The sequence below is a fragment of the Cognatiyoonia sp. IB215446 genome, assembly GCF_033963825.1.
GTDB lineage: Bacteria > Pseudomonadota > Alphaproteobacteria > Rhodobacterales > Rhodobacteraceae > Yoonia.
Map to the genome: position 1 here is coordinate 335,841 of NZ_JAXBMD010000002.1, position 13,178 is coordinate 349,018.

The window sequence follows — 13,178 nt, forward strand, 5'->3', positions numbered from 1 at the left end:
TTGGTAGCTGACACCTATCTGCTCACGAGGAGAGGTGTCATGCAAACCCTGGGAAAACCACGCGACCATTTCTGGCGGGTCATCAAAATGGCCAAAGCCTGCGAAGTGGATCTGTCGACCGCGCTTGATGAGGGCGAGATCGATGTGGAATTCTATGCTGACATGATTGATGGCTGCCGTGGCTGCACGCAGGTCGAGAAATGCGATCGGAAACTCAGCCGTATGCCGACCTTGGAGGAGGCGCCGGAATACTGCGTGAACCGAGAGACATTTGCGCGGCTGCGCTCGGCCTGAACCTTGCCCAGGCAGATGACAGGGGCGCTGCATACTGCAACGCCCCTGTACCTTCCAACTTATATTGCGTCAGGTGAGTTGTGTTGCTCCGATATTTGTTTTGTAGAACAGCACCATATTACGGATGTCAAAGTCATCGAACCGGTCATTGCTGTTGGAATCGGCCCAACCGGCAGGCCGGATCGTGATCGTATTGTTGCCGCGGCGGAAGCGATTGCCCGCAATCACAAGGCTCTGATGCATCCAAAAGCGGCTTTCACCGTCTGATCCTTTTGAGCCCATCGCATATCGCGAGATGCGGCCCACAAAATTGCCGTTCACTTCAATGCGCGGATTTTCGTTGGCGACAGTCAATCCGCGTACTTCGAAGTGTAGTACTGAAAACTGATCCGTTCGAATGTCGTTGATTGTGACGTTGGTGTTCACCTCAGGAAAACCAGGAGAGGAATCTCCGACACGCGCTGATCGGCTGAAGCCGCCTTGGCCAGTACCAGTTGGAATGACGATAAAATCCTGAACGAAAGGCATGAAAAATCTCCAAAAAAAAGAACCAATATATTCGCGCAATAGTTGCACAGCATTTGTGTGGCACGTGGTGCTTTTTCCGCCTAGTCTGGAATACCTGACTAGCGTGCTGCGTATACAAGCCTCTTGTCGGGACGAAAACTGAATTATGGGCCAGAACTCGCGGCGCTCATCTCACATGCCGTGTATCTGGATGCAGCGCGGTGCCCAGAATATGGTCCGCGTGGTGAATTACCCTTTTGGCGCTTGCCACAATCTCGGGTTGCGGTGGCTGCGCTATCGTGGGGTCCTTGCCGGGATAATCGAGCGTGGAGAGGAAATGGCGCATGCAATTGATCCGCGCGCGCTTCTTGTCGTTCGATTTCACAACCGTCCAGGGCGCATCAGCGGTGTCCGTGTAAAAGAACATCGCCTCTTTGGCCTCGGTATAATCGTCCCACTTATCCAATGAGGCCTTGTCTATGGGGGAGAGCTTCCACTGTTTCAACGGATCGGTTGCGCGGCTTTCAAAACGGCGCTTCTGTTCGTCCTGCGTGACCGAGAACCAGTATTTGTAAAGCCGGATGCCCGACCGCGTGAGCATTCGTTCGAGTTCGGGCGTCTGGCGCATGAATTCGAGGTATTCTTCAGGTTCGCAGAACCCCATGACACGCTCGACACCCGCGCGGTTGTACCAGGAGCGGTCGTAAAGCACGATCTCACCGGACGTGGGCAGATGATCGACATAGCGCTGGAAATACCACTGGCCGCGTTCTGCATCGGTCGGCTTGTTGAGGGCGACGACACGTGCGGCACGCGGGTTCAGATGCTCGGTAAAGCGCTTGATCGTCCCGCCTTTGCCAGCCGCATCGCGGCCTTCGAAGAGAAGGACAAAGCGCTGGCCCGTTTCCTGCGCCCAAAGCTGCACCTTCAGAAGCTCGGCCTGCAATTCGGCCTTTTCTGCCTCATAAGGCCGACGGGCGAGTTTGGGGAGCCGCGGCGTGCGGCGACGACGGGTCTTTGGCTTGCGCTCAAGCACGGTATCTTTCATGTCCCTCTCCTTTTTAGTTTCGACAAGGATAGCAGAGGTACCCGCAGCCTGCCTTGATGTGCGTCAAGGGGGTGCGACATGGCGGTTCTTTGATTTTTAAGGCCAGCACGCTACCCTTACACCACGCACCCAGCAGGAGGTTCATCATGCGTCTGACTGTACTTGCCTTTGTCATGCTGCCGATGGCGGCGTTTGCCCAAAACACTACCTTGCCTGCCCCGACCGAACCCATCGCCCAAAGCCAGACATGCGCGGTGGGCACCACATGGGATGCAGGTCTGCAGACTTGCGTTGCGGTGACGGACACATCTTCTCCGCTCAAAGACCTGTCAGGTCACGGCGGGTGCAACTACGGCGCAGCCCGAGAAGTGACGTCTTAAGGGGCGAAACCATTTCGAATTCCATTGCGATCCTGCCTTTCGCGTGATCATTTTGCATTCAGAGCGTGTTGTGGGTCCCGTCACAGGTGACAGGCGCGCTCGACTGCTTGCAGGCGCAAAAGAAAACGCGCTTGGTCTCCTCCGCCTCGTATTTCACAGGTGCAAAGTCCGAGCCCTGATGCGAGCCATCACAAAACGGCTGGTTGGAGGACTTCCCGCAAGAGCACCAGAAATAGGATTTTCCGGCCTCAACATCGACGGGGATCGGCCCTTTTTGGGCAATATGCCGTGCGGACATGCTGGCTCTCAATTGACGCTTTAGGCAAATGTAGTGTGGAGTTTGTTTAGGTGCAGGGTTGAGAACAGTTTTGTTTGCGATACTGTAAACTGCTGCAAGTTCAAACAGACGGAAATCGGACAAATCATGCACAGCGATTTCGGCGAACCACTTTAGTCTTTGGCTGTGCTTTGAACCGGAAGGGCGATTCTGGAGTCGCTTGAAAGACTCAATTCTAGTCGCATCAACATATACCAAGCATTGCGCGCTATCTGTTGTTCGGGGGTTTGAATGCGTTGAGCCGTCACCCAAAGAGGCGACCCGGTTTCCTGCTTCCGGGCAAACCAATGAATGGAGCCATAGCGAAGCAGATAAACACCGTTCTGCATTACTTCTTTCCACGAAGCCTGCATGCTTGGGCCTTCCCAATCCTGAACGCTGATCTGGGCATCCAATGCGTAACTATTCAGCCACGCACGCAAACCTTCAGGCCTTATCTTTGCCGCTAACTTGCAATAAGCAAAAAACTCTTCTCTACCGGCACCCTGCAGTACGGCGCGTTTGAGTAGTCCCACCACCCGTTCGCGGTGCTCTGGCGAAAGCTCCACCTGCCCCAGCCTTCTAATCAGCTTTCCTTTGAAATAGCCTGACCGAAACTGCATCAAGTCCGTTTCGAGGTAGGTAACCGCAAATTCTACTTTCTGGACTTGAAGCGCGGACCATTGGCGTTTGCTGAGTCTTTCGACAAGCCCCGTGATCAGCCAAGGCCACACACCTACCTCTTTAAAGGCCATTGTCCATGGCGCATACGCGCAAGGCTTTTCGGGGTCCTTTGTGACATAGTCTGGAAGTCGGCGAAGGATTTCTGTCGTCCAAACGAGCTCTTCCTCAGTCGGCGACTGATCGATCCAAGACCGGCGATCCGTTCGTGTAGTTTCAAGGCTTGGGTTTGACATCTGTGCTGTCAGTAGAAGTGGTTAGCAATGAGCCCGTCTGCCGAACACGTTTCACTTGATTTTTCTTCACCGGCGTTGTTGACCCCACAAGTCATATTCACCCGCTTCCTCTATCTCGACTTTCACCACATCACCAACGGCCAGTGTGTGGGCTCTCTCATCAATAAACAAATTCCCGTCGATCTCTGGTGCGTCGGCCCAGGTGCGGCAGGTGGCGATGCCGTCTTCGTCGATGTCGTCGACGATCACTTCCAGCACCTTGCCAACCTTGGCGGCGAGTTTGGCCTCGGAGATGGCTTGCGCCTTGGCCATGAAACGCTCCCACCTTTCCTGTTTGACCGCGTCGGCCACATGGTCGGGCAGGGCGTTGGAGCGGGCTCCAGCGACGTTTTCGTATTGGAAGCAGCCGACACGGTCGAGTTGCGCCTCGTCCAGCCAGTCGAGGAGGTGTTGGAACTCGGCCTCGGTCTCGCCCGGATAGCCCACGATGAAGGTGCTCCGCAGGGTGATGTCGGGGCAATCGCCACGCCAGCGGGCGATTTCTTCGAGCGTTTTTGCCCCGGCGGCGGGGCGAGCCATGCGGCGCAACACGTCGGGGTGGCTGTGCTGGAACGGGATGTCGAGATAGGGCAGGACGCCATTTGAGGGATCGGCCATCAGCGGGATCAACTCGCGCACATGGGGGTAGGGGTAGACGTAGTGGAGGCGCACCCATGCCCCGAGTTGCCCCAGCTCGCGGGTCAGGTCGGTGATGTGGCTGCGCACCTCACCGTCTTTCCACAGGTGGCTGTCATATTTCCGGTCGAGGCCATAGGCGCTCGTGTCCTGGCTGATCACCAGCAGTTCCTTGACACCTGCCTCGACCAGTTTCTCCGCCTCGCGCAGCACCGCGTGAGCGGGGCGCGAGACCAGCCGCCCGCGCATATCGGGGATGATGCAGAACTTGCATTTGTGATTACAGCCTTCGGAAATCTTCAGATAGCTGTAATGGCGCGGGGTCAGGCTGACGCCGCTGGCAGGCAGAAGGTCGACGAACGGGTCAGGTGCGGGGGGCACATTGGCGTGCACCGCATCGAGCACCTGTTCATATTGATGCGGCCCCGTGACGGCGAGGATTTGCGGGTGGTGGTCGCGGATATAGTCAGGTTCGGCCCCCAGACAGCCGGTCACGATGACTTTGCCGTTTTCCTGCAGCGCCTCGCCAATCGCATCGAGGCTTTCGGCCTTGGCACTATCCAGAAACCCGCAGGTATTGACGATCACAGCCTCGGCCCCTGCGTAATCGGGGGAGATGGCGTAGCCCTCGGCCCGCAGGCGGGTCAGGATGCGTTCACTATCGACCAGCGCCTTGGGGCAGCCAAGGGAGACCATCCCGATGGTGGGCTGGCCTTTGCGCGGCGCATCTGAAATCTGAGGTTTCGGGGCAAGATCGGGGCGCCGATTTGGGGGATTCTGTGTCATTTGCAGGCTATAGCGCGAGGCGCCTGGCTTTGGAATGGTCATAGAACTGCCTGCTTTCGCGGCATCAGATGGCATCACTATCCCCGGATTGTAGATGAATAGACGTGTTTGCGGGCGTTTGTTTCCTGCAATGATGCTTTTTCGATCACAAGTTTCATGAAATTTGCAACACTGGTTGATCGGTCGGCGCACAAAGGTATGCTGCGTTCACATTTCGTTAACCATCGTTAAGCGTGATTGGGGTGCTTATGAGAAGTATATTTTTAGCTACTGTTGCCGCCGGAGTATTGGCGGCTGGCGGATCAACGGCCGCCACTCTAACCTTTGAAGACTACAGCCATGGCGACATTGTCACTTCAGTGAACCTGGAAGGCGGCGTCACGGCGGCAGTGACCGCCAACGGCAATTCAAGCTCATCGCCTGACCAGGCGTGGATCTTTGACACATCGCTCAGCGGGACACGTGACCCAGACCTTGAGGCGCCGTTCACCACCGATGGCGAAGTCTATGACATCAGTCCGGGCAACGCGCTGATCATTCAGGAAAGCCCCAATACGGCTGCTGATGACGACGGACGTGGTGGCTGGATCACGTTCACGTTCTCGCAAGCGATTACGTTCCTTGGCTTTGACTTCCTGGACGATGGTGACGTTGTTGTCACCGACAACAATGACAATAGTGCGACCGTTGGCACGCCGCGTGGCAGCGCCTTTGACAACTACTTCACTAGTTCAGGTCTTCTGAACTGGACGAATGTTACACAACTGACCTTCAGTTTCGGTCGCGATTCTGGTGCCATCGATAACCTGAGCTATGAGATCGCGCCCATTCCTTTGCCCGCATCGCTGTTGCTGCTGCTGGCCGGGATCGGGGCGCTGGGTTTCGCAGGCCGTGGGCGCAAGACCGTCTGAGCCTGAAAATCACAGCTGAACGAAGGCCGCGATAATTGCGCGGCCTTTTTCTTTTTCTCAGGCCGCTTTTTCCTGCATGCGGCGCACCATCTTCAGCACGGTCCAACGCGGCAGCCATGGGACAATCCAATTGAGCATGAAACGCAGGCGGCCATCATTGATCGCCCTGAGCTCACCGCGCCGCATTGCATCATAGCCATATTTCGCCACGCTGCGCGGTGTGGCGCCGGATTTCGTAAGATCGGTTCCGTCCAGGTCGGCCCGCGCCGCGAACTCCGTTTCGACATAGCCCGGCTCAAGCGCGGTGACGGTAATGCCCTTCTCCTTCAGTTCGCCTGCAAGTGCCTGTGAGAAGCTGCTGACAAAGGCTTTGGTGGCGAAATAAGTGGCTTGCAGCGGACCCGGCATGTAGCTGGCTGTTGAGCTGACATTCAGGATCTTACCGGAGCCGCGCTTGGCCATATCGCGTGCGACAAGATGGGTCAGCGTGACCAGTGCTTTGACATTGAGATCAATCATTGCAAGGTCGCTGGCCAGTTCACGATCCGTGAAAGCGCCATGGCCACCAAACCCGGCATTGTTGATCAGGATGCTGATCTCCTGCCCCTTAGTCTGATCATAGAGTTCCTGCGCCCCCTCCGGACTGCCAAGATCCAGGGCAATTGTCTGCACTTTCACATCGTGATCCGCCTCGATCTCAGATTTGAGCGCCTCAAGCTCGGCTGCGCGGCGCGCGGTGATGATCAGATCGCCGCCCTTTTCGGCATGATAACGAGCGAATTCCCGGCCAATTCCCGAAGAGGCGCCGGTGACAAGAGCGGTATTGGGCATGGGCTTTCCTTTACTTATGCCGACATATTAGCACGGATTTGGACAGCAAAGGCGCGTTTTTCAATGGCCATGTAGGCCAGCCGTCGCGTCACGCGGGCTGGTGTTTTCCATGACGTTGCGCGGATAAGATCCAATAAAATAGGGGCCGCATGATAATGCAGCCCCTCGAAAACGGTTTGAAGGCCGGGTTTACCGCCGCCGGTCGCGGCGCGAGGACATTGGCTGAAACGCCACGCCCACATGCGCTTCGCAATAGGGCTTGCCCGCCTGCACTGGGAGGCCACAGAACCAGAAATCCTCGGTCGCGGGATCGCCAATGGGCCATTTGCAGGTCTTTTCCGTCAATTCCATCAGGCTGATCTTGCGTGCCGTCTTTTCGACCTCGCTCACCTTTGCCAGCGCCTCGGGGCTGATTTCATTGGCCGATGGTTGGGGTGGCAGTGGCTGGCCCGCCGGGATGATGGCGCGCCGCGCTGCGGAAATCGGGATCCCGTTTTCGTCCAGTTCAGGCTCTTCCTTGGCAGCAGGTGCGGCGGGCGCGGGTTTTGCCTTGGCAGCCGTGGGCTTGGGTGCGGGTTTTGGCGCCGCCGCTGGCTTTTCCTTGGCGGGCGCTTTGCTGGCAGCACCGCCCGATCCGGCCCGGTTCGACAGGCCCAAACGGTGCACTTTGCCAATGACCGCATTGCGGGTCACGCCGCCCAGCTCTTTGGCGATCTGGCTGGCCGACTGGCCTTCGCCCCACATCTTCTTCAGCGTCTCAACCCGCTCGTCAGTCCAGGACATTCGTGTTCCTTTGATTTTCGTAAGGCGGATTGCGTCATCCGCGCTAATACAGTGTCAACGTTACATATTAGGTGGTGCCGCAGCCGATGTGAAGGGCAAACCAGGCGATCTTTCGAGGCTGTGGCGTAACGCGCCACTGGCCAAATCCGTCAGATCGGATATGTCAGCGCTGCTGCACAAAAAAGAGAATGGATGTTGCGATGAAAACCGCAATGGGGGTCCGCCGATTTGGCGCCATCAATTGGCTGGGTACATGGACGCTGGTCCAGCGCGAGGTGCGTCGGTTCATGAATGTCTGGTCGCAGACAATCATGGCGCCGCTGATCAATGCGGGTCTCTTTCTGATGATCTTTACCATCGCGATTGGCCCACAGCGGGGCGAGGTGATGGGGGTGCCGTTCATGACCTTCCTCACCCCCGGCATCCTGACGATGACAGTGATTCAGAACGCGTTTGCCAACACCTCGTCCAGCCTTGCCTCGGCCAAGGTGCAGGGCAACATCGTGGATACACTGATGCCGCCGTTTTCTGCGGGCGAGTTGGTCACAGGCTATATCGGCGGGGCTGTGGCGCGCGGAGTTCTGGTGGCGATTGTCATTGCCCTCGGCGCCGCACTGTTTCTGGGTGTTGGCTTGCAACAACCCCTATGGGTCGCGGTGTTTGTCTTGCTTGGATCAGTGCTGATGGGCGGTCTGGGGTTGATTGCCGGGATTTTCGCCAACAAGTTCGACCAGCTTTCCGCGATTTCGAACTTTCTCGTCACACCCTTGGCCTTTTTGTCGGGCACATTCTATTCGATTGAAGCTCTGCCACCTTTTCTGCAGACGCTCAGCCACGCCAACCCATTCTTCTACATCATTGACGGTGTCCGGTTCGGGATGATCGGTGTCAGCGACAGCAGTCCATGGACCGGGCTGGCGGTTGTCAGTTTGGCCTGCCTTGTGGTTGTCGGCATTTGCTGGCGCTGGATGAAGATCGGATATCGGCTGAAGCCCTAATACCGATCCCGTACGGCGATCCCGCGAGCGGCCAAAACCTCGGCAAGGGTTTCGAGATCGGGCAGGTCGCCAGCAAAGACGCCCTCTTCCGTGCCGTCCTTGTACACGATAGCCAGGTAGGTCTCGGCACTTGCTTCGGTCACCCGCAGATAGGCGATGTCGTCAAGCTTGATCGCGCGCGGTTGGCGCCAGGCAGAAAGCACGAGGTATTCGTTATCGATGCGGATTCCTGCAACCGGTTTTGGCATGAGCATCCAGCAAAGTGTCAAGGACCCGAGGGCCCAAACCAGCCATGACAGCTCTTCCGAGCCGGTCAGGGTCGTTGCAACGATCAACAGGATCACAGCGGCAACGGATAACCAGATGACACCTCGGTTGGGCGCCCTGCGATACTCGTAATCCTCGTTCATGCGGGCGCGTCTAAATCAGGAAAATGGCTGCAATTTGTCACATCTACCATGGCAAATGCGACAAGGCGATCAGGTTGTCAGCCGCCTTTCGCGCCATGCAAGCAAACTGGCACCGGCAAGGATGATCGCGGCTCCGATGATGCTGATCCAATCGGGAATGACGTCGAAGATTGCTGCATCGTAAAGTGTCGCAAACACCAATGTCATATAACTGAAAGGCGTCACAAAGCTCGCATCCGCGCGGGCCATGGCGTTCACAAAGCAGGCCTGTGCGGCGGCCATCATGAAACCGAGCCCGGCAAGCGCCGTCCATTGCGCGCTTGTCGGACCTGTCCAAAAAGGGATGACGGCCAGAGTTGCGACGCCAAGGCCAAGTGCGTTGTTCGTCAACAATATCTGAAATGCGGGCTCTTTGTTCGCAAGTTTCTTGATGAAGATCAGTTCCATCCCCATGAGGGCCGCAGCGGCCAGGGCGATAAGCCCGGCCAATTGAAACGTTCCTGTGCCGGGCCGCAAAAGCACCATCGCGCCGACAAGTGCGAGCGTAGCCGCCAACCAGCGCCAGCGCCCGACCTTTTCTCCCAAGAGCGGGATGGCGAGCAGCATGCCAAAGACTGGATTCAGAAAGCTGATCGCCGTGGCATCGGATAGCGGGATGTACGCCACTGCGGCAAACATACAGGTCACGCCGCCCCAGCCGAAAAGTGTGCGCCCGATATGCAGGCGCCAATCGGGCCGTCCTAGTTGCGGGCGCAATGCGGCGGTGGCCATGCTGATCGCGATGAAAGCAAACAGAAAACGGCCATGGCTGATCTGTAGGGGGTGGAGTGGTTCACCGAGCGCATCGGTGCCAAGCGCCTTCGCAAAGAGCGTCGTGGCCGCGATGAACGCAGTGGCGCTGAGCATCAAAAGGATCGCAAGTCTCGGATTTGCGGGGCGCAGTGTCATGGAGCCCGTCTGCGCGGCTTTCGCGGGCTTGGCAAGGCGATATCTGTCATTTCATGCCGCCATCAGACCTACGACATCGACCTGCCATCGAATGGCCTAAATGGCGCGTTAACCCAAAGTCAGGCGCGCAGGCTTGCGGGCCGCAATACTGGTTCAGATGATGTCCGAAATCGCGTCACACCCGCCGCGCATCGATCTTTCGCGACCGACAAAGGTGCCGCGACAGCGTGACCTAGTCGCACCGCTTCTGACGCATGGTGTGACCGGTGCAGCATGGGCCTTCGCCGGATTGTGGGTTTTGCAGGCATTCAATACAAGCATCCTGGGGTTCATCGGTGCGCTGATGCTCCTATGGGCCGGTTTCAAAGCGCTGATTTTGTTGGTGATCTACGGGGCCGCGCTTTATGCGCTGACGCTCCGCCAGGACATGTTTCGCTTTGTGGCCGAGCGGCGCCATATCGCGCGTATCAACACCCGGATCACACGCGATCTTGAGGCGGGCAAGGTTGAACGTGCGATGGATCGTCTGCACGGTCTGATATCCTGTTACCCGGACAATATGGGGTTGCGCCGTCGCTTGGGGATTTACTTGATGGAAGGCGGTCGTCACGCTGAAGCCGGGCGTTTTCTCATCCTGCATCCAGCGCCAACCGAAGAAGAACGGGGGGCGATCCGTGCTTTCTATCGCGCCAACGGCGACGATCCGTTTCAGATCCTGCGCAGGTCCATCAAGGGCGTCAGCGGTGCGGGGCTGAGTAAGACGAGCCAGCGGGTTCTGTTGCAGCTTTATGCCCAGGTTCATCGGGAAGCAGATCAAAGATCTTGGGTCTATCGGGCTGTCGGTGCCTATTTGCATCACGTGATGCCTGCGCCCCGGGTGGCATTCTGGCGCGAGCATAAAGACCTCATCGTCGAAGTTGCGATTTTCGCTGGGGTCGTTGCTGTCCTTTTCGCGATTGATAGGGGGCTCTAGCCAATGCCGGATACAGTGACACTGCTTGTGATCATCTACATCGTCGCGCTCGTGGTTGGCGTGCTTTGGTATTACCGCCGCAAGGAGTTGCAGGAAAAAGCGGCCGCGGAAGCGAAATCCAAGGCGGTGTCAGCCACAATGCGCAAGAAAATGGAAAGCTATCGAAAGCAATATGTTCCGCTGCCGGAAGATCAGGCGGGCTTTCCGACGATGGCCGATGATGGTTTCGAACTGATTGATCTGGCTGCCGCCGCCATATCAGACCCACCTTCCCAACCATTGCCGCCTTTGGGCGCGAAACGCGCCATTGCGGTTGGTCAGGTCGTACATCTTCTGATCGATGATGGACAAATGACCGAGGATTTGTTGATCGAAGTGACTGAAAATCGCGCGAATGACTGCTTTACAGGGCGTATTCACGACGTTGAGGTGGAAGGGCTGCAGGCCCTGATCGGCAAGAACATCGTTTTTCATGCCAATCATATCGATGAAATCGTGGCGCTTCCGACAAGGACGACCCGGCACTAAGGCAAAAACCGCTTTCCATATCGCATCAGGCCCGCTATCACGCCAGCATGACGCTTGCTGTGACAATAATGATCCGACGCCGACGCTAAATTGCGCCGCTCTTTGTCACGTCTGTCGTAAACCCCTTAAATCATTGACACCTCCCGTATGGTTCTGCACCAATCGGGCTTAATCGCAAGGATTATCGCCGTGATCGCATCTATTCTGCCGACCTATTCGCGCGCTCCCCTGACATTCACGTCCGGGGCAGGCTCCTGGTTGACCGAGGCTGATGGGCGACGTTTTCTTGATCTGGGCGCGGGGATCGCGGTGAATGCGCTGGGCCATGCGCATCCGGCATTGGTGCAGGCGCTGAATACCCAGGCCTCGGCGCTCTGGCATGTCTCAAACCTTTACAATATCCCTGCACAACAGCAATTGGCCGATGCGCTGGTAGACAAGACCTTTGCCGATACGGTGTTTTTCACCAATTCAGGCACCGAGGCGTGCGAATTGGCCGTGAAGATGGCCCGCAAATACTGGTTCGACAAAGGCGAGGATCGGACCGAGATCATCACCTTCACCGGGTCGTTCCATGGCCGCTCGAGCGCCGGGATCGCCGCTGCTGGGTCAGAGAAGATGACAAAGGGTTTTGGCCCCCTGCTTCCCGGCTTCACGCATCTGGAATTTGGCGATCATGACGCGCTGAATGCCGCCGTTAGCAACAAGATCGCCGCGATCCTCGTTGAACCTGTCCAAGGCGAGGGCGGCATCCGTCCGTTACCTGATGCGTGCCTGAAGGGCCTGCGCGACCTCTGCGATCAGCATAATATCCTGTTGATCTTGGATGAGGTGCAATGCGGGATGGGCCGCACCGGCAAGCTTTTTGCCCATGAATGGGCCGGGATCATCCCTGATATCATGATGGTGGCCAAGGGAATTGGCGGTGGTTTTCCACTGGGTGCCGTGCTTGCGACCGAAGAAGCGGCCTCTGGCATGACAGCCGGTACGCATGGATCGACCTATGGTGGCAATCCGCTGGCCTGCGCTGTAGGCGCAAAGGTCATGGAGATTGTCAGCGAAGACGATTTTCTGGCCGACGTCAGTCGCAAGGGCGCGCTGATGCGTCAACGGCTGGAAGGGCTGGTCGCCAGCTATCCGGACATTTTTGAACATGTGCGCGGCGCGGGCCTGATGCTGGGCCTGAAATGCAAGGCCCCGAATGCGGATGTTGTGGCCGCTGGCTTTGCACAAGGTGTGCTGACCGTTCCGGCGGCGGACAACGTTGTGCGTATCCTGCCAGCGCTCAATATCGAAGACGACGATATCGGCGCTGCGGTCGACAAACTGGACGCGGCCGCCCTTCAATTGCGAAGGGATCATGCGTAACTACAGCTTTCGCAAATTGACCCCGGATGATTTGCCGCTGATGCAGCGCTGGCTGCAGGCGTCTCAGGTGCGGGTCTGGTGGCCGAATGTCGACAAGCAGATCGCATTGATGCAGCAGGATATGGAAAACCCCGAAATCAACATGTTGGTGGTCAGTCTGATCAACCATCCGTTCGCGTATATCCACGACCATGACGCGCGCAGCTTCGGCATGCCGCAATATGCCGATCTGCCGCCTGGCACGCGTGTAATTGCCACATTTGTGGGCGATACCGACTTCATGGGGCAGGGCCATTCGGCGGGCTATATCGATGCCCGTCTGCGCGATTTGCGCTTGCGCTACCCGATGGTCGCCGTTGGCCCCAACACAACTGATACTCGCGCAATTGGCATTTACTCTCAGGCGGGATTTCACAAGCGACGATTGGCCTCGACCCGCGACGGCAAGCTCGTCCAGGTGATGACTCATCTTTAATCTCTTGGCCTTAGGGCCTGAAAGAAGCGA

17 protein-coding genes are annotated in these 13,178 nt (G+C 57.3%); 8 read left to right on the forward strand and 9 right to left on the reverse strand.

Translation table 11 applies throughout. The features are described from left to right. Positions 1–39: 39 nt before the first annotated feature. Positions 40–294, forward strand: a complete 255-nt coding sequence (locus SLH49_RS09135) for a DUF6455 family protein (RefSeq protein WP_320268858.1) — start codon at positions 40–42, stop codon at positions 292–294. Between the two features lie 69 nt (positions 295–363). Here SLH49_RS09135 and SLH49_RS09140 read toward each other — a convergent pair whose 3' ends face one another. Further along, entirely contained in the window at positions 364–861 is a 498-nt protein-coding gene (locus SLH49_RS09140; protein WP_320268859.1) for a hypothetical protein, read from the reverse strand. 127 nt (positions 862–988) lie between these two features. Continuing rightward, positions 989–1,849, reverse strand: a complete 861-nt coding sequence (gene ppk2 / locus SLH49_RS09145) for a polyphosphate kinase 2 (RefSeq protein WP_320268860.1) — start codon at positions 1,847–1,849, stop codon at positions 989–991. A gap of 146 nt (positions 1,850–1,995) precedes the next feature. Here ppk2 and SLH49_RS09150 point away from each other — a divergent pair, with 146 nt between their 5' ends. Next, positions 1,996–2,229 carry a hypothetical protein gene (locus SLH49_RS09150; protein WP_320268861.1) on the forward strand — a complete coding sequence of 78 codons (234 nt, stop codon included), beginning with the start codon at positions 1,996–1,998 and terminating at the stop codon, positions 2,227–2,229. 58 nt (positions 2,230–2,287) lie between these two features. Here the strand turns inward: SLH49_RS09150 and SLH49_RS09155 are convergent, their stop codons facing one another. The 3 genes from SLH49_RS09155 to rimO form a co-directional block, all read right to left on the reverse strand. Beyond that, complete coding sequence (locus SLH49_RS09155; RefSeq protein ID WP_320268862.1) at positions 2,288–2,527, reverse strand: CDGSH iron-sulfur domain-containing protein; 240 nt, start codon at positions 2,525–2,527, stop codon at positions 2,288–2,290. A gap of 152 nt (positions 2,528–2,679) precedes the next feature. After that, positions 2,680–3,300 carry a hypothetical protein gene (locus SLH49_RS09160; RefSeq protein WP_320268863.1) on the reverse strand — a complete coding sequence of 207 codons (621 nt, stop codon included), beginning with the start codon at positions 3,298–3,300 and terminating at the stop codon, positions 2,680–2,682. A 228-nt stretch (positions 3,301–3,528) separates the two neighbouring features. Then, entirely contained in the window at positions 3,529–4,923 is a 1,395-nt protein-coding gene (gene rimO, locus SLH49_RS09165; protein WP_320268864.1) for a 30S ribosomal protein S12 methylthiotransferase RimO, read from the reverse strand. A gap of 248 nt (positions 4,924–5,171) precedes the next feature. On the opposite strand from rimO, the gene SLH49_RS09170 reads away from it, so the two are divergent. Then, the gene (locus SLH49_RS09170; RefSeq protein WP_320268865.1) at positions 5,172–5,834 is read left to right on the forward strand and encodes a VPLPA-CTERM sorting domain-containing protein; all 663 of its coding nucleotides are present in this window, start codon (positions 5,172–5,174) and stop codon (positions 5,832–5,834) included. Between the two features lie 57 nt (positions 5,835–5,891). On the opposite strand, the gene SLH49_RS09175 is transcribed toward SLH49_RS09170, so the two are convergent. Next, positions 5,892–6,665, reverse strand: a complete 774-nt coding sequence (locus tag SLH49_RS09175; RefSeq protein ID WP_320268866.1) for an SDR family oxidoreductase — start codon at positions 6,663–6,665, stop codon at positions 5,892–5,894. A 189-nt stretch (positions 6,666–6,854) separates the two neighbouring features. Further along, the gene (locus SLH49_RS09180; RefSeq protein WP_320268867.1) at positions 6,855–7,448 is read right to left on the reverse strand and encodes a GcrA family cell cycle regulator; all 594 of its coding nucleotides are present in this window, start codon (positions 7,446–7,448) and stop codon (positions 6,855–6,857) included. 200 nt (positions 7,449–7,648) lie between these two features. Between SLH49_RS09180 and SLH49_RS09185 the strand changes: the two genes are divergently transcribed. Further along, positions 7,649–8,446 (forward strand): ABC transporter permease, encoded by a 798-nt coding sequence (locus SLH49_RS09185; RefSeq protein ID WP_320268868.1) that lies wholly within the window; start codon positions 7,649–7,651, stop codon positions 8,444–8,446. On the opposite strand, the gene SLH49_RS09190 is transcribed toward SLH49_RS09185, so the two are convergent. Together SLH49_RS09190 and SLH49_RS09195 are read right to left on the reverse strand one after the other, a co-directional pair. Next, positions 8,443–8,856: a hypothetical protein gene (locus SLH49_RS09190; protein ID WP_320268869.1), complete on the reverse strand. Its 414-nt coding sequence runs from the start codon at positions 8,854–8,856 to the stop codon at positions 8,443–8,445. The two genes, SLH49_RS09185 and SLH49_RS09190, sit on opposite strands and share 4 nt — an antisense overlap. A 69-nt stretch (positions 8,857–8,925) precedes the next feature. Next, on the reverse strand, positions 8,926–9,804 hold the full coding sequence (locus SLH49_RS09195) for a DMT family transporter (RefSeq protein WP_320268870.1): 879 nt from the start codon (positions 9,802–9,804) through the stop codon (positions 8,926–8,928). A 133-nt stretch (positions 9,805–9,937) separates the two neighbouring features. On the opposite strand from SLH49_RS09195, the gene SLH49_RS09200 reads away from it, so the two are divergent. From SLH49_RS09200 to SLH49_RS09215, 4 genes are all read left to right on the forward strand, one after another. Further along, a complete protein-coding gene (locus tag SLH49_RS09200) occupies positions 9,938–10,777 on the forward strand; it encodes a DUF6584 family protein (protein WP_320268871.1) in 840 nt (279 codons plus the stop codon). Positions 10,778–10,780: 3 nt separating this feature from the next. Continuing rightward, positions 10,781–11,305, forward strand: a complete 525-nt coding sequence (locus tag SLH49_RS09205) for a hypothetical protein (RefSeq protein WP_320268872.1) — start codon at positions 10,781–10,783, stop codon at positions 11,303–11,305. A 189-nt stretch (positions 11,306–11,494) separates the two neighbouring features. Continuing rightward, positions 11,495–12,673: an aspartate aminotransferase family protein gene (locus SLH49_RS09210; protein WP_320268873.1), complete on the forward strand. Its 1,179-nt coding sequence runs from the start codon at positions 11,495–11,497 to the stop codon at positions 12,671–12,673. Further along, positions 12,666–13,148: a GNAT family N-acetyltransferase gene (locus SLH49_RS09215; protein WP_320237631.1), complete on the forward strand. Its 483-nt coding sequence runs from the start codon at positions 12,666–12,668 to the stop codon at positions 13,146–13,148. The genes SLH49_RS09210 and SLH49_RS09215 overlap by 8 nt, the downstream gene beginning before the upstream one ends. Positions 13,149–13,178 lie beyond the last annotated feature (30 nt).